At 34.9% G+C, this 23,357-nt stretch carries 17 protein-coding genes and 1 pseudogene; 16 read left to right on the forward strand and 2 right to left on the reverse strand.

Annotated features, from left to right (window positions below; genetic code table 11):
- Positions 1-905, reverse strand: a pseudogene (locus tag TY19_RS10770) (hypothetical protein); the annotation flags it as partial.
- A gap of 164 nt (positions 906-1,069) precedes the next feature.
- On the opposite strand from TY19_RS10770, the gene TY19_RS27390 reads away from it, so the two are divergent.
- The 16 genes from TY19_RS27390 to TY19_RS10845 all read left to right on the forward strand — a co-directional run bounded on the left by TY19_RS27390 (position 1,070) and on the right by TY19_RS10845 (position 21,736).
- Positions 1,070-1,249 carry a DNA/RNA non-specific endonuclease gene (locus tag TY19_RS27390; RefSeq protein ID WP_148300681.1) on the forward strand — a complete coding sequence of 60 codons (180 nt, stop codon included), beginning with the start codon at positions 1,070-1,072 and terminating at the stop codon, positions 1,247-1,249.
- A 697-nt stretch (positions 1,250-1,946) separates the two neighbouring features.
- Complete coding sequence (locus tag TY19_RS10775) at positions 1,947-2,765, forward strand: M4 family metallopeptidase (protein WP_042282493.1); 819 nt, start codon at positions 1,947-1,949, stop codon at positions 2,763-2,765.
- 80 nt (positions 2,766-2,845) lie between these two features.
- Positions 2,846-3,955, forward strand: a complete 1,110-nt coding sequence (locus TY19_RS10780) for a hypothetical protein (RefSeq protein WP_042282495.1) — start codon at positions 2,846-2,848, stop codon at positions 3,953-3,955.
- A 670-nt stretch (positions 3,956-4,625) separates the two neighbouring features.
- Positions 4,626-5,777: an ABC transporter permease gene (locus TY19_RS10785; protein WP_042282497.1), complete on the forward strand. Its 1,152-nt coding sequence runs from the start codon at positions 4,626-4,628 to the stop codon at positions 5,775-5,777.
- A gap of 70 nt (positions 5,778-5,847) precedes the next feature.
- Positions 5,848-6,537: an ABC transporter ATP-binding protein gene (locus TY19_RS10790; protein WP_042282498.1), complete on the forward strand. Its 690-nt coding sequence runs from the start codon at positions 5,848-5,850 to the stop codon at positions 6,535-6,537.
- Positions 6,534-7,598, forward strand: coding sequence for an HlyD family secretion protein (locus tag TY19_RS10795; RefSeq protein ID WP_042282499.1), 1,065 nt, complete (start codon positions 6,534-6,536; stop codon positions 7,596-7,598). Before TY19_RS10790 ends, TY19_RS10795 begins: the two co-directional genes overlap by 4 nt.
- 3 nt (positions 7,599-7,601) lie before the next feature.
- Positions 7,602-9,062: an efflux transporter outer membrane subunit gene (locus TY19_RS10800; protein ID WP_042282500.1), complete on the forward strand. Its 1,461-nt coding sequence runs from the start codon at positions 7,602-7,604 to the stop codon at positions 9,060-9,062.
- A 110-nt stretch (positions 9,063-9,172) separates the two neighbouring features.
- Positions 9,173-10,480, forward strand: coding sequence for a 7-dehydrocholesterol reductase (locus TY19_RS10805; RefSeq protein WP_042282501.1), 1,308 nt, complete (start codon positions 9,173-9,175; stop codon positions 10,478-10,480).
- A 222-nt stretch (positions 10,481-10,702) separates the two neighbouring features.
- The gene (gene mutS / locus TY19_RS10810) at positions 10,703-13,246 is read left to right on the forward strand and encodes a DNA mismatch repair protein MutS (RefSeq protein ID WP_042282503.1); all 2,544 of its coding nucleotides are present in this window, start codon (positions 10,703-10,705) and stop codon (positions 13,244-13,246) included.
- 625 nt (positions 13,247-13,871) lie between these two features.
- Positions 13,872-14,594 (forward strand): hypothetical protein, encoded by a 723-nt coding sequence (locus TY19_RS10815; RefSeq protein ID WP_011175773.1) that lies wholly within the window; start codon positions 13,872-13,874, stop codon positions 14,592-14,594.
- On the forward strand, positions 14,595-15,539 hold the full coding sequence (locus tag TY19_RS10820; protein WP_042282504.1) for a hypothetical protein: 945 nt from the start codon (positions 14,595-14,597) through the stop codon (positions 15,537-15,539).
- A gap of 2 nt (positions 15,540-15,541) precedes the next feature.
- Entirely contained in the window at positions 15,542-17,779 is a 2,238-nt protein-coding gene (gene priA / locus TY19_RS10825; RefSeq protein ID WP_042282510.1) for a primosomal protein N', read from the forward strand.
- Positions 17,780-18,110: 331 nt separating this feature from the next.
- Entirely contained in the window at positions 18,111-19,538 is a 1,428-nt protein-coding gene (gene rimO / locus TY19_RS10830; RefSeq protein ID WP_226988523.1) for a 30S ribosomal protein S12 methylthiotransferase RimO, read from the forward strand.
- Positions 19,539-19,626: 88 nt separating this feature from the next.
- Positions 19,627-19,836, forward strand: a complete 210-nt coding sequence (locus tag TY19_RS10835; RefSeq protein WP_042282512.1) for a hypothetical protein — start codon at positions 19,627-19,629, stop codon at positions 19,834-19,836.
- A 9-nt stretch (positions 19,837-19,845) separates the two neighbouring features.
- The gene (gene lysS, locus TY19_RS10840) at positions 19,846-21,426 is read left to right on the forward strand and encodes a lysine--tRNA ligase (protein WP_042282518.1); all 1,581 of its coding nucleotides are present in this window, start codon (positions 19,846-19,848) and stop codon (positions 21,424-21,426) included.
- Positions 21,427-21,466: 40 nt separating this feature from the next.
- Positions 21,467-21,736: a hypothetical protein gene (locus tag TY19_RS10845; RefSeq protein ID WP_039359445.1), complete on the forward strand. Its 270-nt coding sequence runs from the start codon at positions 21,467-21,469 to the stop codon at positions 21,734-21,736.
- 219 nt (positions 21,737-21,955) lie between these two features.
- Here the strand turns inward: TY19_RS10845 and TY19_RS10850 are convergent, their stop codons facing one another.
- A complete protein-coding gene (locus TY19_RS10850; protein WP_042282515.1) occupies positions 21,956-23,260 on the reverse strand; it encodes a hypothetical protein in 1,305 nt (434 codons plus the stop codon).
- Positions 23,261-23,357: the final 97 nt, after the last annotated feature.

Consider the following 23,357-nt stretch of genomic DNA (forward strand, 5'->3'; position numbering starts at 1 on the left):
GCTTTAATGGTTTTTTGAAGCCCTTCTTTAGAGACATTTAGCTCAAGGAGCCTTTCTTTAAAAGGAAGAGGAATTTCTCTTTGGTTTTCACGCAATGCGCGTACTGCTTTCACTAAAGACTCTTTAAGCGTATAAAGATAGGTATCATTCACTTCGGCAAATAAAGAGTGATGACAAGCTTCTGTGCCTGTTTGTTCTGAGCCAATATAAAATTGTTTTTTGGCTGGTAGCCAATCAATTTGACATTCCAACCCAGAGTAAGCTATGCCCATGTGAAGAAAAAGAAGCAGCCGCGCTTGCGCATGCATGTCAATTAATTTTGCAGGGGGATTTCCATTTTTATCTCCCCGATTGTTATAGGCATCCATTTCAGCAATGAATTGACCAAGCTTCAAAGAAAGGGGTTTATCAATTTGGAAAAAGGGTTCTACAGCTTTTGCAATAAATTCTTTTGCATTGATATAAATTTCTCTATTGCTCTCTAAACCAAAGGAAGAACGTTTTTCAAGTTTAGGTGGGTTTATTTTATCATCTGCTTTAGATTTTGTTCCCCTAGAAGGCATTGCAGCTGGAAAAGTTTCTTGATAAACTTTACTCTCTTTTTGAGTGCTTTTTCTTGTTGGCAAACTTCTGCTGCTATCCAAAGAACTAGTATCCTCGGCTTCTAAAGCCTCTTCTTCTTCCTTTGTTCGCCTAGGCAATTTATGAGGGGGAGATGAGGTGGGCGTAGATAAACTTTGAATGGCGGTCTGAGCCGTTTCCTCAGTTTTTTGATGGATATCCTCAACTATTTTTTCCTTTCCTTTTTGTTTTCTTTTTTTTCCTTCTGCAGCTTGCGACGCAGGTTGTTGGATATTTTGTCCTTGAGAAGGATGACTTGGAAAAGATCCGGTTGGGTTGACCATAGCTACCCCCCCCTTTTTTCCTCCTAAGGTGCAATTTGTATGCCAATTCAAACTGAAGATGAAAAAGTTGTTTTAATAGCGGAAAAACGGGCGTGATCTGAGAATGCAATAAAAAATCAAAACCAAGCGAATTCTTTATGAAAACATCTAGGTAAAAGAGATAAATAGTCTTCAAAGAAGATGAAAAAATTCCTCTCCATTTAAAAGCCACTTTAGCAGATTATAAAGGGAGTGGATTTGATCGCGGACCTATGGCTCCAGCTGCGAATCACCGTTCAACTTTTGAAATAATGGAAGATATTTTTTTTAACCAATATGTGCCCCCAGCGTCCTTCATACAATAGAGGTTATTGGTCTAAATGGGAGAGATAGGTACGAAATTTGACAAAGACCTATCAAAACATCTATGTGATCACAGGGCCTTTGTATCTTTCTCATGAGGGATGCGACGGAAAACGTTATGTTACCTATCCAGTTATTGATCCTTAAGAAGTCGCAGTTCCCACACGTTTTTTAAAGTCTTGAAACTGGAAAATTGTCAAGAGTAAGAAATCAAAGCCTATATTTCACCGAATCAACTTATTTTATCAAATATGCCTTTAAGCGAATGTGAAAGCACCCTTGAAAATTAGAAAAATGTGCGAGATTGATTTTTTAACCTTTATTCATTTTTCAAAAAAAACTTTTGTAATTTATCTTAAAAAATTTTTATACTGTACGATAAATACCATTAGCAATCTGTTGTTAGTATTTTGTTGATCAGTGATTAGTTTAAATGATGTAGAAATGCCTAACCATCTTTTCAAGGATGCTGCAATAGAAAAATAACAGGGAAAAGAGACCCCAGCTTATATTTTTTAAATGATAAAACTCTTTCAAATATGCTTTCAAAATTTTAAATTGACAATCTAAAAAAGGTGGTAATTTTAGGATGACAAGCACCGATAAATTCAAATAAATTTTTAAGCTTTTTGGTTACTGCTGTAAGAAACCAATAAATTAATTTTTGATTAAATAAATTTAAAAAATATAGGAGTAAAAATGGGTGCATATTTGTCAGAAGCTTATGGGAGTGATTTCCCTTATCCACCAACACAGATTCGTTCCTATACCGGTGAAGAACTTAATCAACTAGGTTACCAAGCGCTTATCTATAACAATGAAGACGAAAAAGAAATTTATTCAAAAATTCATGGAATAGTGGAAACAATAAAAGAATTCTATTGGACTACTTTTCAACTAGTCGGTGTGGATGGAGAAGGAACGATTCCACCATTTTTTGTCCATTATCCTGAAAAAAACGCCTATTATGCTCCTCGGGAAAAAGAGTATTTTGTTCTTAATAACGTATTGGCTTTTCAGCCAGATGTTGTGTGTCATGAAATGACGCATGCCGTGATTGAAAATCATAATTCACTTGGTAATCAAGGAGAAGCAGGAGCGTTAAATGAAGCAATTGCGGATATTGTTGCTATAGCATTTAAACGGAAAATAAGTGGTATTGATAAGGGGTGGAAAATTAGTACTTTTCGTGACTTAAGCACAGCTCCTAAAAAATTTAAGTCCGTAGTTAACTATAATAAAGACAATGATTACGGATATGTGCGTGATAATAGTTTAATTATTAGCCATACATTTTATCTTGCTTCAACAAGCCTGAACTATGATTCAACACATTGTGATTTGCTTTTAGGAATTTGGTTTAAGTCGATGTTAGATCTTAAAGATAAAACTTTTACAGGATTTAAAAGTAAGACACTCGAAGCTAATGAGGAAGTTTTTTTTCAAGGTGGCAGTATTATTATCAATGCAATCAAGAAAGCTTGGCAAAAAACCTCTCATTTGTTTCCAAAGACATAATCGAATTTGTTAAGTTGGTTTTTCTTCTTAACATTCTAGGCAAATGATTATGGAATATTAAAAAAAACAGGGGAAAAGTCATGCAAGTGCATCCAACAACATCTGTTTCTTCAGAAATTCATTATCATGTTCGAGAACAAAGTTTGAAGCATAAATTATCTTCGACTACTGAAAAAATTATTCAACTTAATCCAAGACTACTCTTAGGTGAGTCTAATTTATTCAACTATGACCCGACAAACCACGCCATTGTGTTAGCACCCCAGTTTCAGAGTCTCTTAACATTACTCATCCAGCTAGATGAGTTAGATTGTAAAGCTTTAACGGCAAATACTTTGTATGATCTGAATTCATTTCTCCAGCAAGTTCAAGGTAATCGAGGAGGCTTATTGCGTAAAGAAGGAACAGAAAGATGGCATTTAGAAGATAATTTTACTAAGCAAAAATACAGCCAAACTTTCAATGTACTATTACAGCAATTAGGTTTCGTTTTTCCAAAATCTATTGATAGTGAAATGACCGTTGATCACTGTATTGTTTTTGGAGCCCGTATTGAACGTATGGAAACACGAATAATTGAAACATTGGTTTATTTGCAAAACAACCTTAAAGTAACTGGTCATATTTTTTTATTAGGTTATAACCGAAAATTAATTCAAGCAGAAATAGAGCATCTTAAAAACAAGCTAGAGAAATTGGAGGAATCTCAAAGGAACTATTGGAATGAAGTATTTAATGACCCTGAGCAAACTACTGAAGCAAATGCCTTTGTTTTTTTATGGAAATGCATTGTTCCTCAGCAAATGCAAACCCTTTTAGAAGATAAGATTATCGGCATTAAATCCACTCGAATTGGAAACTCTTATATTGAACAATTTGGACATCGTGCGACTACAGAGGTTACGATCGAAGATTGGATGACCTTCTATAAAGCCGAGCAACCTCAAGCTATTTTTGCTCTCGCTGAACAACCCTATATTCGTTTAGCTGATCAGTTAAAATTTACAGTGCTTTCCAAAGGTAAAAAAGCCAATACAGACGAGTTAATAGAACGAATTAAGAACACAACTTTTTATTTTGCCTTTCCAAATTCAAGCTTTATTCCACTAATAAGCGTGATGTTAGACGAAATTGGCCGTAATGTATACCGGATTTCCGATACTTTAAAGTATCTTGAAGGTCTCGAGTAGTGTAGGTGCAGGCTTCATACTTCACAGTTTGGCAGAAAATTCTTATTGCCTATACGCCACAGCAATAAAGAGCTGTGAAATCCTTGGTAGTTGACATTGCCGCTCTCAGTTGCGACTCTTGAATATATTTCTTAATGGCTCCAAAAACACAAGCATAGCTCTTAGGATCAATGATCTCGTTCTTCTTAGCACTCATTCAGAACCTCTATGGTATTAAGTTAACGCCAGTTTAACGTAAGCTATCTTCCGGCTATATTTTGAGGAATTTCTTTGAAATAAGGGACTAAATGAGACGTGATAAGCTTTATAAACCTGCATTCTTTATTTTTTAATGTTCGGTTTCCTTCTTTTTTCTTTTGAGTCCCCCATGTATACTGAAAATTGTTGCATCTGTAACTTTAAAAATCCTTATATTTAATATAGGGCATCACGCGCTCTCGTAAGTCATAAGTAAGCTGTAAGCGAGTTACACAAAAAGTATCATATAAATTTAAAGTGCGATACCTTTGTCTTGAAGCTGGCTAACATAAAATGAAAATTATATTTGGCAAAGGATTCGATCTTTGATAAAATGATTTGTTCTTATTACAATCCTTACTCTGAAATAGATGCAGATTGATTCATCACTTTGGCTATGAAACACGCAAATGAACAAACGTATTAAGCAAACATGATTTTATTAGCCTTGAAAATGTTGATTGGAAATAAGACCTCTTGCTTAGGAGTTATTTTTGGCATTTTTCTCACAACCCTTCTTGTTTCTCAGCAATCAGCCATTTTTTTAGGACTACTCACTAGATCTTATCGAATGGTTACAGACATTCCTGCTCCAAATATTTGGGTGACTGACCCTGCAACTGAAAGCGATGACAGAGTAAGATCTATGCCCGAGGGATATTTAGATATTGTTCGAAGTACTCCTGGTGTAGATTGGGCAGTCCCTATTAGTCGCTCTAATGTTTCTTTAATCACGCCTAGTGGGACATTTGAAGTTTGTAAATTATATGGTATTGATGATGCAACTTTAATTGGTGCCCCGGTAGAAATAATTGAGGGTAACGTTAAAGATTTAAGACGAGAAGGAGCGGTGATTGTAGACGTATATGCGGCACATAGCTCTCTAGCCACCATAACGAATGAAGGAAAAAAACGTCCATTAAAAATAAGCGATGAAATTGAAATCAACAACCGTCGAGCAGTCGTTGTAGGAATTTGTAAAATTACGCAAGGTTTTTATCCTCAGCCCATTTTATTTTCTTCCTACACTCAATTTAAATATTTCAACCCTCTTATAGGCGATAGAATTGAATTTATTGTCGCCAAAACAAATCCAAATAGAAGTGTCGAAGAAGTCAAACAAAAAATTAATGTTCATCCTAATTTAAATGCATTAACCAAAGAAGAATTCGAATCAAAAATTATTGAATCCTTCCTAAAAACAGGAATTTTAATTAACTTTGGTTTATCAGTAGCACTAGGAATCATCATTGGTTTTTCAATTGCAGGACAAATTTTTTATAGTATGACGCTTGAAAACTTAATGTACTATGCTTTAATTAAAGCTGTGGGCGGAACAAAAAAAATGATTTTTAACATGATTATTGTGCAAGCTCTATTGGCTGGACTCATTGGTTTTTCCCTTGGCATAGGAGCTACCCTGCTTTGGGGAGAGGCTATTCAAGGAACTACCTTGGCTTTTTTATTTCCTTGGCAATTATTGCTGTTCACAGCGGTTATTGTTCTTTTAATCTGCTTTCTTACAACAATGTTATGCATTCGGAAGGTCTCAACAGCCGATCCTAAAGTGTTGATGGGTAATTAAACAAATCTTTTATGAAATTCTATCTCCTTACTTACAAAGCACTTTTAAAATATTTATCAGAAAGGATTTCATGAAAGAAATAGCAGTTAAATGTCGAGGAATTACAAAAAGTTATGGAACAAAAGAGAATCGAGTCGATGCTTTAAAAGGAATTAATCTTGACATACATCAAAGTGAGCTCACCCTTTTGGTAGGGCCATCAGGATCTGGAAAAACAACTTTACTCTCCATTATTTCGACAATTCTCACACCAGATGCAGGCGAACTTTATTTATTCGAACATGAAATTCATCGGATGAGCGAAAAAGAAAAAGCTTTATTTCGTCGAGATCAACTAGGAATTGTTTTTCAATCCTTACTTTTGATTCCCACTTTGACCGTTTTAGAGAATGTCTCTCTTCCTCTGCTTGTCGCTGGGCATACCCAAGAAACGGCCGAAAAAAAAGCTAGGCAATTTTTAGAATACCTTAAAATGGCCCATCGGTCTCACGTATCTCCCGCTTCTCTGTCTAAAGGGCAGCAACAACGCGTTGCTATTGCTCGAGCCATGACAAATGAATCTAAAATCATTGTTTGCGATGAACCAACAAGTGCTCTAGATCAAACTTCGGGAGTAGAAGCTATGAATCTATTAAAAGAACTTTCGTCTAATCATTCAAAAGCTATTTTAGTCGTCACTCATGATCATCGCATATTTTCATTTGCGGATAGAGTTGTCGAAATGAGTGATGGACAAATCCTATCATCTGGAAAAATATGAAACGATCTTACTTTTTTTTTATTTGTGCTTTGAGCATAGCTTCCCTATTTTTAATTGTTTTTTCCATGTGGAAAGAATCTCACCCCAAAGAAGTCCTTAAGGCTTTAGACATCAAAAGACCCGCGTCTCCTTTTAGTTCTTACATTGCTGCTGTAGGAGTTGTCGAAGCTGGTAGCGAAAATATTTTTATTGGAACCCCCATCAATCGAATTGTAGATAAAATTTTTGTGACTGTCGGCAATGAAGTGCATCAAGGCGATCCGCTTATTCAATTTGAAAATCGCGATTTAGAAGCCAACTTAAAAATACAAGAATTAGCTTATCAAATCGCTCAAGCTCACGTTCAAAAATTAGAATCTTTTCCAAGAAAAGAAGATCTTCAATCTGCTGAAGCCTCATTAAAAAAAGCTGGCATTGAGTACCTTCTTGCTAAAAACCAATATGAGATGACTCTTGGAATGCAAGATAGCCGTGCATTAAGCCAAGAAGAAATGAACCGTCGTCTGTTTCGTTATCAAGAGGCTGAAGCTAATAAAAATCAAATGCAAGCAAATATGGAGAAAATCCGAGCCGGAACCTGGCTACCGGATCTAAAAATCGCGCAACTAGAGGCCCTTCAAACGAAAGCTCGCATGAATGCTGCCAAAATAGATATAGAGAGAACACTTCTTCGCTCACCAATCACTGGTAGAATTTTGCAAATCAACATTCATGAAGGAGAACATGCTGGGCAAGATAGCTCTAAAATGCCTATGATTGTCCTTGGTAACACCAATGAAAAACATTTAGAGGTAAGCATTAACCAATTTAATGCCCCCTATTTTAAATCAGATGCCCCAGCAGTTGCCTTTTTGCAAGGGGATTCTAATATCAAATTTCAACTTGAGTTTATCAAATTCGAACCTTATTTGGTTAACAAACAAAACTTTACTAATAACCTAATAGAAAAAGTGGATAGTAAAGTGTTAAAAGTGACTTACCGCTTTAAGGAAAATGATCAAAATATTTTTGTTGGACAAGTCATGGATGTTTTTATTCAAGCTGAATACCCTTGGAAATAAGAAATGCGTATTATCTTTTTTTCTTTTTTAATTTTTACAAGTTTATTAACAAGTTGTTGTTCTCATAAAAGCTATGTCCCACCGTCACTTGACATCCCTTATGAATGGAATAGCCCTCTTTCTGACGGAATGCATACAAATTCGCCCAAACACCTTATTTGGTGGGAATCATTAAATGATCCTATATTAAATCGATTAATAAAATTAGCTGCTTTTCAAAATCTAGATCTCTATCTTGCCGGAACAAGAATTCTCGAAGCTAGACTACAAAGAAAAGGTAAGAATAGCGATTTATATCCACACGTAGATATGTTTTGCAGTTACAGTCATATAGAATCTCATCAAAACGTAGTCTTAAATAGAATTTTAAAACATTCTCAAAATAAACTAAAAACCAATTCCTCGAAGTTAAATTTATTTGAAATTGGTTTTGATGCAGATTGGGAAATTGATTTATTTCAATCAAATCAATATGAAATGAATGCGTTAGAAGCACAAATTGAAGCCAACGAGGAAAATTTTAATGACATATGGGTGACTCTTTCAGCTGAAATTGGAAGAAATTATATTGAACTAAGACATTTACAGCATAAATTGATTCTCCTCAATAAACAGATTGAATCTCAAGCTGATATTCTTCATCTAACCGAAGAACTTCTCCAAATCGGAATGGCAAATTCGATTGATATTTTGACTGCCACACAACAACTGGCCACTCTAAAAGCTCGAAAACCCGTTATTGAATTCTCTATTCAAAAAATAATCTATCATTTATCGATTCTGCTCGGACAATTCCCAGGGGAAGTGGAAGGACTCCTAGAATTTTCTAATCTTCCTTGTTTACCTGTTGAAAAACCTATCGGTATTCCTTCAGAATTATTGAGAAGGCGGCCAGATATTAGACGAGCTGAGCGACAATTGGCAACAGCCACAGAAAATATTGGAAGCGCAGAAGCTGCTCTCTTCCCCAAACTTTCCTTAAAAGGATTTGTCGGAATGGTTACACCTCATTTAAAATCCCTTCTCAACCCAACAATGGCCGGTACCTGGTTTGTAAATCCTCAGCTTTTAATGCCTATTTTTAATAGCCGTTTATTGAAACGAGATGTTGATTATCATAAGCTTAAAACCAAGCAAGCTTTATTTGAATACCAGAAGACAGTTTTAGAGGCATTAGAAGAAACTGAAAATGCTATTGCTTCTTTTCACTACGAATTGGAACGTCATCAACAACTTTCTGTTGCTTACTCCGCAGCTCAAGAAGCCCAAAGAGGCACTTTAGAGCTTTATCTAAAAGGATTTAAAAATTATTTAGAAGTCCAATTTACTAATCGAGCTCTCATAGAAATAGAAGAAGCTTTTAATGAAAGTCAGATGCAATTAATTCTTCACTATATTGCTCTTTATAAATCCTTAGGAGGAGGATGGAATTTTTTAGAAGATTCAAAAGAGCAATCATCTTAATAGAAAAACAAGTTTTTTCCGAATTTTTAATTGAGTAATTCTTATTGAAATGCTATGCATTACCAAACATATTCTAGAAAAAATTAGTAAATTCTCTCTCGCGAGGCCACATCTTGCCAACACAAACATCTTTTTTTCGACAAACTTTTGGTCCTTTGATTCTTTTATCACTTTGCCCTCCCACTGTGTTTGCTTTTTGGTACACCAATACTTATTTAGAAGGCTCTCTTTTTCGTTTTACAGAATTTGCTTGGCAACAAGGTTTTCTGTCCACATTAAAAACGATTTGGTTTCCTTATTTTTTTGGAACTTCTATAGCCTGGACAATGTTAGTAATTTTTGCTTCTCTTCAACTTATTTTAATGCGCATTCTGCCTGGAAAGGGCTATGAGGGACCAATAACTCCTGCTGGACACGTTCCCCTTTATAAAGCAAATGGATTTTCTGCTTTTATTGTTACGATCTCCATTTTTTTAATCGCATCCTGTTATTACCAACTGTTTGCTCCAACAATTATTTATGACAATTTTCCGGGTCTACTTGGAGCCTTGAATATATTTAGTTTATGCTTTTGCTTTTTTCTTGTCCTAAAAGGGCACTATTTTCCCTCAAATGGCGATGTTGGAGGATCGGGAAATATCATTTTTGATTATTATTGGGGAATGGAACTTTACCCTCGCTTACTCGGTTGGGATATTAAGCAATTTACTAACTGTCGATTTGGAATGATGAGCTGGGCTTTGATTGTGATTTCTTTTGCTGCTAAACAACAACAGCTTGATGGATTAAGCGATTCCATGTTTGTTGCAGTAGCTCTTCAACTGATTTATATTACAAAATTTTTTATCTGGGAACCTGGATACCTTCGTTCGTTAGATATCATGCACGACAGAGCTGGTTACTATATTTGTTGGGGATGTCTTGTTTGGGTTCCAGGTATTTATACATCCCCTACTCTCTATTTAGTTGATCACCCCAATCACTTAGGTTTAGCTCTATCCAGTTTATTATTTGTCGCTGGAGTGATTGGAATTTTAGTTAACTATTTGGCAGATCGACAAAGACAATTAGTGAGAAAAAATCAAGGAAATTGCCGTATTTGGGGGAAAGAACCCATTTTGACAATTGCAAAATATACAACACAAACAGGAGAATCGAAACAAAATCTTTTACTTGCCTCTGGCTGGTGGGGTTTGTCTAGACACTTTCATTATCTTCCTGAACTGCTTGGAGCCTTTTGTTGGAGTGCACCAGCTCTATTTGAGAATTTTCTACCCTATTTTTATTTTGTTTTCTTGACCATTTTATTAACTGATCGCGCCTTTAGAGATGATCAACGCTGCTCAAAAAAATATGGGGAAGATTGGAAAATTTATTGTCAAAGAGTCCCTTATAAAATTATTCCCTTTGTTATTTAAGACATTGATATATTCTTAAATGCAGATTTTGTTTGTTACATCTAAATGAATAATCTCATCCGTTGCATTTATGGTTAGGGATCTTTCTATAAGATTGATCCCAAAACACCTCATTTCAAAAACAAAAATTTATCTAAATTGTACTTTTATTACTGAAGTTTGGTATAGTTCTTAAAAATTCATAAAATTTTGTTTATTTTTCAATTAAAAATAAGTTTATTTATGTCTGATTTTGAACAACATTCCCGTGATGAAAGTAAAATTTCACCCATGATGATGCAGTGGCACGCCTGTAAAAAAATGGCGGGCGATGCCATTTTATTTTTTCGAATGGGTGATTTTTATGAAGCTTTTTATGAAGACGCTCAACTGCTATCTAAGGAGTTGGAGCTGACATTGACTAAAAGGCAAGAGATTCCCATGAGTGGAATTCCTTTTCATACAAGTGAAGGATATATCGATAAACTTGTCGCTAAAGGATTTCGAGTTGCCATTGCAGAACAAATAGAAGATCCTAAAAAAACTAAAGGCTTAGTCAAGCGAGAAGTTGTTCGTGTTGTGTCTCCTGGAACAGTTATTAACTCCTCTCTTCTTTCCGACAAAAACAATAATTTTTTTGCTGCCTTAGTAAAAGTGGGGCAAATTTTTGGATTAGCTTTTTTAGATTTGACGACTGGTGAATATTGGGTGAGTGAATTTACGCAAGAAAGAGAACTTTTAAACGAGCTTTATCGTTTACACCCTGCTGAATTTTTAACTTCTGAAAAATTCAAAGAAAAACATGCTTCCTTGTTTGAAGAAATGCAACAAACATATTCTTTTTTAGTCAATACATTAGAAGACTGGCAATTTGAGCATCAACAGGCACATGATTTCCTCATTAATCATTTCAAGGTTCAACGCTTAGATGGTTTTGGACTAAGCGGAATGGTTGCAGCTATCAATGCCGCAGGGGCTTTATTAAATTATTTACAAGAGACACTGTGTCTACCAATCCAACATATTCAAAGCATTCGTTGCTATTCTTCTTCTCAGTTTATGATGTTAGATCGAATGACACAGCGTAATCTGGAACTAACGCATTCTCTACAAGATGGAAGTAGACGTCATACATTGCTAGGTGTCATTGATCAAACGCAGACTCCTATGGGCGCTCGTCTCATGCATCATTGGGTTAAGCAACCTCTTTTAAAAGTTTCTGAGATTCATCAAAGGCAAAATGGGATCCAAGCTCTATTAAATCACGAACACATTGTAGATCAACTACAAAATCTATTCCTTCAAATTAAAGATATTGAACGCTTGATGATGAAAGTCAGTGCTTGCTACGCTACGCCTCGGGACCTTATAGCTCTCCATTTTTCTTTTAAACCCATTGCATTTATTAAATCTCTTTTGTTAAACATTCCTTCAGAATGGATAAATGAGCACGCACAAAAACTTGATCCTCTATTTAAAATGAATGCGTTAATATCCAATGCAATCGTAGAAGAGCCGCCTCTAAGACTTGGTGAAGGGAAAACGTTCCGACAAGGTTTTCATCGTGAATTAGATGAATTGCGAGAAATCAGTCATGACAGTAAAGCTTGGATGGCTCGTTACCAAACTCAAATCAGAGAAGAAACCGGTATTAAAACCCTGAAAGTAGGTTTTAATAAAATGTTTGGCTATTTTATCGAAGTCAGCCGTGGTCAAATAGATAAAATGCCTGATCACTTTATACGTCGACAAACCCTTGTTAATGCTGAACGGTATATCACACCTGAGTTAAAAGAATATGAAAGCAAAGTCTTAACAGCGGAAGAACGCATTAACTCTATTGAAAGTGAACTCTTTCACCAACTTCGTTTAGAAGTTGCTTCATATACTAAAAATGTATTAGAAGTTGCTCAAGCATTAGCTAAAATTGATTGTTTAATATCTTTAGCCAATGTAGCAAAAAAGTATTGCTATACATGCCCTGTCATTGATGACAGCTCCATTCTTGTGATCGAAGAAGGAAGGCATCCAGTAATCGAGACAGTGTGCCGACATGAAAAATTTATTCCCAATGACACGTATTTAGATGATCAAGCTAATCGATTGCTCTTAATCACAGGCCCTAACATGGCAGGAAAATCGACATATCTGAGACAAGTAGCTTTAATTGTCATTTTAGCTCAAATAGGTTCTTTCGTTCCAGCAGCTAAAGCTCACATAGGAATTATCGATAAAGTCTTTACACGAATAGGTGCTAGTGATGACTTATCTAGAGGACAGTCAACTTTCATGGTTGAAATGACTGAAACGGCAAATATTTTAAACAATGCCTCTTCTCAATCTCTCGTTATTTTAGATGAAATCGGTCGGGGAACAAGTACATATGACGGCATATCAATTGCTTGGTCTGTGGCAGAATATCTTCTAACAACAGAAAAAAGAATGGCTAAAACATTATTTGCAACTCATTACTGGGAACTTACAAAATTAGAAGAGAAGGTTCCAGGTGCTGTTAATTACAACGTTGCTGTTCATGAAGCGGACGATCACATTACATTTTTAAGAAAAATCATCAAAGGAGGAACTGACAAAAGCTATGGAATCCACGTTGCTCGCCTAGCTGGGCTTCCACAAGCCGTTTTAAACCGTTCTAAAGAAATTTTAGAACATTTGGAAGAAAATGCGAATCGTAAGAGTGCTTTTGAGCCTACCCGTTCAAAAAAGAGTATGGTTTCTAAAGTAAAAGTTCCTTCAACTGACTTTCAATTGAACTTATTTCCATCATAAATCAATGTTTTTACTCAAAATTTTTCAAACTCTAATTTTCACTTAAAATATTTTTATTATAAGTTGTTTACAGTTAGTTGATTAGGTAAAAAACTAATTTATTTAAAAAAATAAATTATTTTTTTATTGACAACGAATTTAAGAAAATGAATAGATAAAGGAGTGTTAATTAAAACACATGCTGTTTCAGTCTCATGGTATACAGTAGACAAGTACGGCTACTAACCACGACAATTAAAAAGCAGTCAAAATTTTTAAGGAGGCTTCTATGGATAAAAAACAACCTCAGCCACAAAAACAAAATCCTAATCAAAAGCAACAACATCAGCAAAAAACAGAACATTCAAAAAATTCGTCGCAAAAGAAATCTTAATCGTTGTTTGCTAGTCAAATAGTTTAAACTATTTCAACCGCGTAATTAAAAGTTACGCGGTTGCTAAATAAAATCAAAAATAGTTATTAAATAATCTTAATCTTTTTTGTTATTCAATAGTATATTTCATAAGTAAATTAGTTTATTTATTAAATAAATGTATTTATTTTTTGAAAATTCTCGTTTTTATATTTTTATTTAAGTTTTCTTTTTCGTATGCTAAGCTTTTAGCAAATGAAAGCAGGTTGAGGCGTGTTTACACAAATTCCAGGACCGACCAAACACTTCAACGCATACTATCAAGATAATTCATTATTGATTCAATTTGTCATCATGGAATTTCTAAACGTTCACCAGTTTGTTTGCCATATTCAAAAATGGATGGATCATCATCATTTCCCGCCAGGAAAAATAGATTACTCTATTTCTCCCTTACTTCACTTACTTAATCAGCTTTTAGGAACGCACCCCAACCAAGAGCATATTACGATATCTAAATGGATTAAAGGCCCTTTAACAAAAATGAAAGACTACTGTGAACAATTTTCAAAAAACCCTTCACTCACCCCATCTCATTTAAAACTTTATGATTCTGTTTACCAAACGTGGCATCTCGCTAATCATCAAATGAACCTTCTTCATACTTTTCAATTGTGCCAAATGGTAAAAGCCAAAGTTACTTTTCCCCCTTATTTTCACCGTTCTTTTAAACAGCTTTTGAAATTATTTAACGTTACCGCTAAACAAATTCCTAAAGTTGCCAATTTGTATTGGAACAATGAAAATGTGATTTATTTCTTAATCAGAAAAAAAGAACAGCTCGTTAAAGTTTATGGAGAAGAATGGACTTATAAACATTTCAAATCTTTCGCTAAACAAAATACTTTACTCCCTCTCTTAATACAAAGGTATGAGCAAAGGGGATTCCATTATTTAAATTTAGAGAAAAGACAAATGCTTCAAAGGGGATTGTAAATGGAAAATATTAGGGAAAAATATACACAGCTTTTATCATTAACACGACTCTTTCTAGCTAGAGAGCATAAACTAAATGAAACTCTCTTAAGTTTTCCTAACTCTTACGCACATTTTAAACCTTTTTTAAGCCATTCTCTAAAAAATCAACAATCAATTAAAAATCAATCTTTTGCCTCTTCTAATAACGCCAAACCAGTTCCCTCCCCTTCTCCTTTTTCTACTGCCCCTTATTCAAAGCCGCCTACTTCACCAGATTTGCAGCCGTCTACACCTCCTCTTACTATTTTCTCCCCTAATCCTCAACCCACTATCACTGAACTTGAAAGCCCTCCGCCACAAAAAAAAGAGCCTGAGATTTTAAAACAAGTTGAAAAAACAAAATTTCCTCCTCTTCTTACTTTAGAACCCATGGTTGCTGTTTCTCCTACAATTGAAAATCAAGAGTTCAAAGAAATTTTAAAAAAAAATTTTCCCTCTTATACACTTTCCAACACTATTCCAAATGACCAATTTGCCAAAAAATTAATGAATAAATGGACGTACGAACGGCAAGTACCGTCCATCGTGATTCTCTCTTTTGGTAACCAAGAAAGTCATTTAAAACTTTTAAAAAATATTGCTAAAGCAATTAGTTTACGTTTTGCTCCATCAAGAGTCATCTCTGCATTGAAATTGGAAAAAGAAAAACAATGGAATAAATTATTCGAAGCTAAAGAGCTATGCCTTGTCATTGCCAGTGATTATCATCTCTATTTACAACCAGATTTAATGAGTTATTATAGAGAAGAACCTAAACTAGGCAAACATTTCCTTCAACAAACTCCCCTTCTTTTGCTCTCCGATTTAGATCTTTACCTTAAAGAACCTCAGCTAAAATCTCTCTTGTGGAGAGCTATATGTAATGAATTAACACCTCTCACGAAAATCTCAACAACTAGCTAAAAATGAAACCTTTTGCCGCTATTGCTTCGGTTATTTTAGATATATCGATTGACAAAACATTAGATTATGGAATTGTTCCTTCTCAATTAGAAGCAGCTCAAAAAGGAAGTCGCGTAGAAGTTCCTGTTCGAGGACACTCAAGGACAGGCTATATTGTGGAAATTAAATCAGGTTCCAACTTTAAAAATATCAAACCAATTACACGTTTATTATCCGAGACTCCTCTTGTTCCCGAAGAACTATTTAAGCTCGCTTTATGGGTAGCAAAATATTATTGTGCTCCGTTAAGAGATATTTTCCGTATTATTTTACCTCCCAGTGTACGCAAAGGAATGAAAGAAAAAGAACAACTTTTTGTTGTACGGGGCAAATCTAAAGAAATTCTTAGACAGGTTTGTGTTGATATTAGAGAGAAAAAACCAGCGCAGGCTTCTGTATTGGAAGTTATGTTGCAAGTGAAAAACGGCATTTTACTTTCTAAGCTTCTGGAAGAAAGCAAAAGTTCTCGAAGTAGTGTTTTATCTTTAGCCAAACAACAACTTCTTATTGTCGAAACAATCAAAATTGACCGTTCTCCACTTGTGGATGAAGACTATTTTATGACTAAACCCAAAATATTGAATGAAGATCAAGCGGTAGCTTTAAATAAGATCGATGCCTCTTTAAATGCAAAAATCTTTCAGACCCATTTAATCCACGGTGTAACAGGAAGTGGAAAAACAGAGATATATCTCCAAGCAATAGAAAAAGCTCTGAAGTTAGAAAAAGGAACGATCATGCTCGTTCCTGAAATTTCTTTAACAGCACAAACGATTCAACGTTTTAGAAGTCGTTTTGCAGAAAAAATTGCCATTTTACATCATCGATTAAGCGAAGGTGAAAGACGAGATGAGTGGCATAAAATTCGTGAAGGGCGAGCTAAAATTATTGTTGGTGCTCGCTCAGCCATTTTCAGCCCAGTGGTTAATTTAGGATTAATTATTGTTGATGAAGAACATGAGCAATCTTATAAGCAAAATGAAATGTCGCCTTGCTATCAAGCTAGAGATGTTGCCGTGATGCGTGGGAAACTCGCTCAAGCAACTGTTGTGTTAGGAAGTGCAACGCCAAGTCTAGAAAGCTATTATAATGCTCTCAATGGAAAATATGCCTTGAGTGTTTTACACAAACGAGCAGATGTAGCTACCCTTCCAGACGTGACTATTGTCGATATGAGAAAAGAATTTGAACGAGCAAAAACGTTGACAAGTTTTTCTGAAGTTTTATTGTCTGGAATTGAAAGAAGACAAAAACAAGGTGAACAAGTCATTTTATTTCTCAATCGGAGAGGCTACCATACAACGCTTCTATGTCAAGATTGTTCTCATATTGTTAAATGCACTCATTGCGAAATTCCTTTAACATTTCATTTAGGAGACAATCATCTTTCCTGCCATTTATGTGGTTATCAAATTTCTCCACCTCCTAAAGAATGCCCTTCCTGTCGAGGAACCAAGCATCTTAAATTTCGAGGAGCTGGAACAGAGCATGTTGAAAAAGCCCTTCATGCTATTTTTCCTCAAATACGAACAATGCGAATTGATGCTGACACTACGAAACACAAAGGAAGCCATCAAAAATTACTCCGTGATTTTGGAACTGGAAAAGCGGATGTATTGATTGGTACACAAATGATCGCAAAAGGATTACATTTTCCAGAAGTTACCCTTGTTGGCGTTCTTAATAGTGATGCAGGACTTAATATTCCCGATTTCCGAGCTTCTGAAACAATTTTTCAGCTAATTACACAAGTGGCGGGTCGATCAGGTCGTGGTGTGACAAAAGGAGAAGTCATTATTCAAACTTCCATGCCTGAAAATTCTACTATTCAGCATGCTGCCAAGCAAGACTACGCAGGATTTTACGAAGAAGAAATTGCTGTGCGTGAAATGTTCCACTATCCTCCTTTTTCTCATCTCGCCAAATTAACCTTTAGTGGAAAGCAACCCGATCAAACATATGAAATTGCTCAGAAGTTTCGAGAATTGCTCATTTTTCAACTTCCCCAACACTACGAATTTAATCCTGTTATTCCCTGTGGATATGCAAAAATCAAAGATCTTTACCGATATCAATTTTTGCTACGAGGCCCCTCTATGATTCCTCTCAATTTAGTTCTAGAAAATTTAATGCAAAAATTTTCCATCCCTAAGGGAATAAAGTTGTTCGTCGATATTAATCCATCTTCAACTTTTTTTTGAAGGCTGTCATGCTTACTTTTGATTAGCTTGACTAAATGATAAATTACGCCCTCTATTTCTTTTTTTAAACTATATTATTAAAAAAAATTTTATCATTTTAATTTCCAAATGAATTTACATTAATCATAAATTACATTTATTAATGAAAAAATAAACTTATATTAAAAAAATTATTAAATAAAAAATATCATTTAAATTTAACAATCATCTATCTTTCAAATAGCTTGAAATTAAATAGTTAAAAGAATAAATTGATTTCCAAAATTTATTTCAAAACGTCATTAAATCCGCTTGTTCTTGATCAAAAGTTTATAAGGGAGTCATTCGTTCTATGTTGCCTATTTTAAAAAACCAAGATGTCAAAAAAGATCAAAATCACATTGCATTGAAAAATGATTCTTGCGAATCCTCTTCCCCTTGTTTTGATCATGAAGGAAATAAAATTAACTTTATTAGTTTGGGTTGTCCTCGCAATCTTGTTGATAGTGAAGTCATGTTAGGAATTTTATTAAAAGCAGGTTATGAAGTTGCCCCCACTCTCGAAGAAGCTGATTATTTAGTGATTAATACCTGTGGTTTTTTAGAGGCTTCTCGTCAAGAATCTATGGATACCGTTGAAGAGGTTCTCTCTCAACGAAAAAAAACAGCAAAGTTAATTGTTACTGGATGTATGGTTCAAACACATAGTGACGCTTTAAAAACCACATTTCCCAGTATTGATTACTTATTAGGATCAGGAGATGTAGAAGGCATTTTAAAGGCTGTTCAATCCACTCAAAAAGGGCAGATTATTTCTTCAGCAAGAAGCTACTTAGAGGCTGGTGAAGTTCCTCGACGCCTTTCTACTCCTAAACACTACGCTTATTTAAAAATTGCTGAAGGCTGTCGTAAACGTTGTGCCTATTGCGTGATTCCCACAATTAAAGGCCCTTTAAAAAGTAAAGGCAAAGAACAAATTCTCAAAGAGTTCAATCTTCTTCTTAATCAAGGTGTTAAAGAGGTCATTTTAATTGCACAAGATTTAGGGGATTACGGAAAAGATCAAGGGGCTAAAAAATTGACAGCTTTGCTAAACCTTTTGCAATCAATGCTAGAAATCAAACAAGCTTTTTGGCTTCGCCTCCTTTATTTGTACCCTGATGAAATTACTGATGAGTTAATTGCCTTAATGAAGAGTGATTCTCGCATTTGTCCTTATCTTGACATGCCTATTCAACATGTAAACAATCAAATCCTTAAATCCATGAGGCGAGCCACTTCAAAAGAAGATATTATCGAAATTATCACTAAGTTACGTCGAGAAATTCCAAACGTCGCCATTCGTACCAGTTTAATTGTTGGCTTTCCAGGGGAAACAGAAGAACAATTTCAAGAACTCATTCAATTTGTCCAGGACTATCCTCTTGAAAACGTTGGAATCTTTAAATTTTCACGAGAACCTGGTTCCCACGCTTACGATTTACCTAATCAAATTTCTGATGAAATGAAAGAAGATCGTTATCATCGCTTGATGCAGGTTCAGAAGAAAGTTGTGAAAAAAAATCTCAAAAAAATGATCGGTAAAAAAATTGCAGTTGTGGTGGAAGGTTATCACCCAGAAACGGAACTTCTCATGATTGGAAGACATACCGGTCAATGCCCAGATATTGATGGACAAGTCCTGATCAATGATGGACGGAAAGTAAAAGCTTTTGGAGAAATTTACACGGTTGAAATCACGGATGTTGCAGACTATGATTTAGTCGGACATGTCATCTAATAATTTAAACTTTAAATTATAAGCTTAGACAAGTTTTGAGAGAAATCCTCACTTATTGTATAAACAATTTGAAAATGAGGAGCCCCATATGAAATTTGCCCAAACAATTAAATTATTAAGAGAAGCCAACCGTCAAACAAAATTTTTTATTTTCATGTTTGTTCTTTATACGCTGGCATTAATTTGGACAACAGTGCAAGCTTATGCACGTCTTGAATACAGCCGCAGTGACGAGCAAAAACCCATTCAAGTTCGTATTCCCAATTTGGATTTAGAAAATACCCCTTTAAAGAAATAGATGAGTTTTATGACAAAAAAACCTGATTATCACCAACATGAAGAATACCAAAACCGCTTACGTAAACTTGTTGAAATACGTCAATGCAAGATAGATCCTTATCCCGCTAAATATACACCAACTCATACAGCAGAATCTCTTCATCAAGAATACGATACAAAACAAATTGGACATAGTGAAGATGCAGCTTCAGGATCCACACCTTTTGTTTGTTTGGCTGGCCGTCTTGTCCTTTTTCGTTCCATGGGAAAAAATGCCTTTGGTCATCTACAAGATGAAACAGGACGCATACAAATCATGTTTAATCGAGACCAAACACTAGTCACGAACTTTGAACCTAGTTCTGAAGAACCCGAATTATCTCCGTATAAATTCATCGAAAAAAAAATCGACCTCGGAGATATCATTGGAGTTGAAGGCTACTTATTCCATACTCAAAAAGGAGAACTAACTGTTTTTGTCAAACAGCTGACTCTTCTTTGTAAAACTCTACTTCCGCTTGCCGATAAACATGGTGGACTGGCCGATAAAGAATTGCGTTATCGTAAACGTTGGTTAGATTTGATTTCCCATTTAGATGTAGCTAAAGTTTTTCGTACCCGTAGTCATATCTTGAAAGAAATCCGATCTTACTTTGACCAGTATCAATTCTTAGAAGTAGAAACACCAATCCTACAAAGCATTTATGGAGGAGCAGAAGCCCGCCCCTTTATCACAAAATTAAATGCGCTGGATCAAGAAATGTTTTTACGTATTTCTTTAGAAATTCCTCTTAAGAAGTTAATTGTAGGAGGGATGCATAAAGTTTATGAAATGGCACGTGTATTTCGTAATGAAGGTATTGATCGCAATCATAATCCTGAATTTACCTTGTTAGAAGCTTATGCTTCCTATTGGGATTATTTCGATATGATGAACTTTGTGGAAAATCTTTTCGAAAAGCTTGCTCTAGACCTCTATGGAACCACGAAAGTTCCTTATACAGCACACGAAGGAGCTGAAACAATTTATGTCGATATGAAAGCTCCTTGGATTCGATTGACTATGAAAGAAAGCATTAAAAAATATGCTAATCTCGATCCTGATGTTTTATCTGATGAAGAGATGCGACATTTATTGCTCGAGAGTGCACATTGTGATCCTAAAAAAATTAAAGGATTAAGTCGCGGACTTCTGATTGCGGCTTTATTTGAGGTTTTTGTAGAACCTCATTTAATTCAACCCCATCATATTTACGACCATCCCATTGAGACAACGCCTCTTTGTAAACCACATCGTGATCTTAAATACCGCGAAGAAGGGCTTGTTGAACGTTTTGAAAGTTTTATTTTAACACAAGAAGTGTGCAATTCTTACAGCGAATTGAACGATCCTGAAATTCAACGTCATTTGCTTGAGCTACAGTCAGATCGCCGTGAAGCTGGTGATGAAGAAGCTAGTCCCTTGGACGAAGAATTTATTGAAGCGATTTGCCAAGGTATGCCTCCCACAGGGGGAATTGGAATTGGAATTGACCGACTGGTAATGATATTAACTAATTCTCATTCGATTCGGGATGTCCTCTATTTTCCTTGGATGAAAACAATTTAAAACACATCGCTATAACGGGTTAATTTGAAAGGAGAATTTTATGAATTTTTGGGATTCCCACGGTATTTTCTTTTTACTCTTTATCACGTTATTTCCTAGGTTGACAATGCTTTTTGCGGTTACCATTCCCTTTAATCCCCTTAGCTGGATGGGTTGGCTCTTTGCCCCTCATTTAACAGTTGCCATTTTAGCCACCCAATATTATTGGCAAACCAATCCCATTCTATGCATCATTGCTTGGTTTGTTGCTTTAGCAGGAACAGGTGGAGAAGCTAAAGTAGTGACAGTCGGAGCCCGCTACCGTCGATGACAGTAAATTAAAAACTCAAGTAAAAATAGCCACTGAAATTTGGATGAGTAGATAATCGGTGCATTGCACCGATTAAATCTGTCTCTTCGAAATTCAACAAAACAAAAATTTTGCTGACTTTGCTATTGCTATATATGCTCTCTTCAAAATGGTTTTCTAAATTCAGAGATAAAATTACTAATTTCTAACTATTGATAAGAGTAGATTATCAGATTCTAACTATGATACCCCCTTATAATAACGATAAACATAGGCAAAATCAGCAAGTCGATCTTGCGGCCATTGTTTTGCATATCTGCCTTCTTGAATTAAGCATAAGTCCCCTTCTTCATTAACAAGCGGATTTTTATTATCTCTTTTAATGATTTTTACTTGATCAATAAACGCAACTCCTTCTTCTGTCAGTTTACCAGTATGAGGGTGAATCTCTAATTCTGGCTGCCCCAAAAAAGCTGAAAGATCTGAAAAGCCCGATTTTGCCCTTATAAAAACAGAGAAATTAGCCATTGAAATTAAGTCAGTTAAGATAGCTTCATCTGCATTACATTGATTTGATCGATAATTAATGGTTACATCCTGACTATGACCATTTTGGTTAACAATAGTTTGAAACCTGGTTTTCAGGCTTGAGGGATCAACCGCATCAGTAAAAATATAAATATTCAAGGGTTTATTTTTATATTCATCTAAATTAAGGACATATGCGAGTTGCGCGTCATAATAACTTAAATCGGGAAAGCGTAAAGGATATAAAAATTTGTCTTGAAGATTATCAAAATCTCCACCGTCTCTTACTTGAATAGCAATATTAACTTTGCCTTCTACAGGTTCAACAATAGGAAATTTGATATGGCTAGCTGGAGCAAAGTCATCCTGATAGGCCTCTTTAAAAGCTTTATTTTCAGCCCAATTAATTTTAGGTCTCCAATCCCAAAAATAAGGAACCGTAAATATCCCCGGTCCTAAATCTTTTTTTTTTAATTCACCTCTACAAATTTTTTCGGCCTGTTCTTTACTAAGGAATTTAAAATTATTTGTTTTTGAAGATTCTTGAAGATGAAACTTATGATTTTCAGAAATTTTGAAAGAATCAGAATCGGGAAAAGGCCTAATAATCACAGGGACATTTAATTGATAAGCAATCCATTTTGCGCTTAAATAAAATTTAGCATAATCTCCAAGGCGAGAAATCTCAAGATAAGGGAAAGTAATAAAAGTTTGATTGATGAATGTATTTTGATTAATTTTAATAATCTCAGAAAGTTCAATATTATTTTGTTTAGCTATACTTCGAATTTTTGAAGAAAAAGAAAACTTATTGATTGCATGTTCTTTGATCCAAAAAATGGTTCCGATTAATAAATCGAATGTGATTGGAATTAACTTACAGAGGTTAAAAATTTTTTTAGAAAAAGACTCAATTTTATTTATAGATTTATTTTCGTTATTAGTAAAAAAAACTTCTTTAAAATTAAAAGAAAAAGTTTTGAAATATTTGTCACTATTCTTTATATTTTCTAACATTTAAACCATTTTTTATTCTGTTAATTATAATTAATGTAAGTTGCAAATAACTAATTTATTAAAAAATTTGTTGCAACTGCTACTAGAAATCCTAAAA

Origin of the sequence: Candidatus Protochlamydia sp. R18 (assembly GCF_000648255.1) — a bacterium.
Classification (GTDB): domain Bacteria; phylum Chlamydiota; class Chlamydiia; order Chlamydiales; family Parachlamydiaceae; genus Protochlamydia; species Protochlamydia amoebophila.

What these genes read in the sequence shown, in the direction of transcription:
- TY19_RS10800 (WP_042282500.1), top strand. Translation starts at nt 7,602, where the DNA reads ATGCGTATTATCTTTTTTTCTTTTTTAATTTTTACAAGTTTATTAACA.
- TY19_RS10780 (WP_042282495.1), top strand. Translation starts at nt 2,846, where the DNA reads ATGCAAGTGCATCCAACAACATCTGTTTCTTCAGAAATTCATTATCAT.
- TY19_RS10795 (WP_042282499.1), top strand. Translation starts at nt 6,534, where the DNA reads ATGAAACGATCTTACTTTTTTTTTATTTGTGCTTTGAGCATAGCTTCC.
- TY19_RS10845 (WP_039359445.1), top strand. Translation starts at nt 21,467, where the DNA reads ATGAATTTTTGGGATTCCCACGGTATTTTCTTTTTACTCTTTATCACG.
- lysS (WP_042282518.1), top strand. Translation starts at nt 19,846, where the DNA reads ATGACAAAAAAACCTGATTATCACCAACATGAAGAATACCAAAACCGC.
- TY19_RS10775 (WP_042282493.1), top strand. Translation starts at nt 1,947, where the DNA reads ATGGGTGCATATTTGTCAGAAGCTTATGGGAGTGATTTCCCTTATCCA.
- priA (WP_042282510.1), top strand. Translation starts at nt 15,542, where the DNA reads ATGAAACCTTTTGCCGCTATTGCTTCGGTTATTTTAGATATATCGATT.
- TY19_RS10785 (WP_042282497.1), top strand. Translation starts at nt 4,626, where the DNA reads ATGATTTTATTAGCCTTGAAAATGTTGATTGGAAATAAGACCTCTTGC.
- rimO (WP_226988523.1), top strand. Translation starts at nt 18,111, where the DNA reads ATGTTGCCTATTTTAAAAAACCAAGATGTCAAAAAAGATCAAAATCAC.
- TY19_RS10835 (WP_042282512.1), top strand. Translation starts at nt 19,627, where the DNA reads ATGAAATTTGCCCAAACAATTAAATTATTAAGAGAAGCCAACCGTCAA.
- TY19_RS10790 (WP_042282498.1), top strand. Translation starts at nt 5,848, where the DNA reads ATGAAAGAAATAGCAGTTAAATGTCGAGGAATTACAAAAAGTTATGGA.
- mutS (WP_042282503.1), top strand. Translation starts at nt 10,703, where the DNA reads ATGTCTGATTTTGAACAACATTCCCGTGATGAAAGTAAAATTTCACCC.
- TY19_RS10820 (WP_042282504.1), top strand. Translation starts at nt 14,595, where the DNA reads ATGGAAAATATTAGGGAAAAATATACACAGCTTTTATCATTAACACGA.
- TY19_RS10850 (WP_042282515.1), bottom strand. Translation starts at nt 23,260, where the DNA reads ATGTTAGAAAATATAAAGAATAGTGACAAATATTTCAAAACTTTTTCT.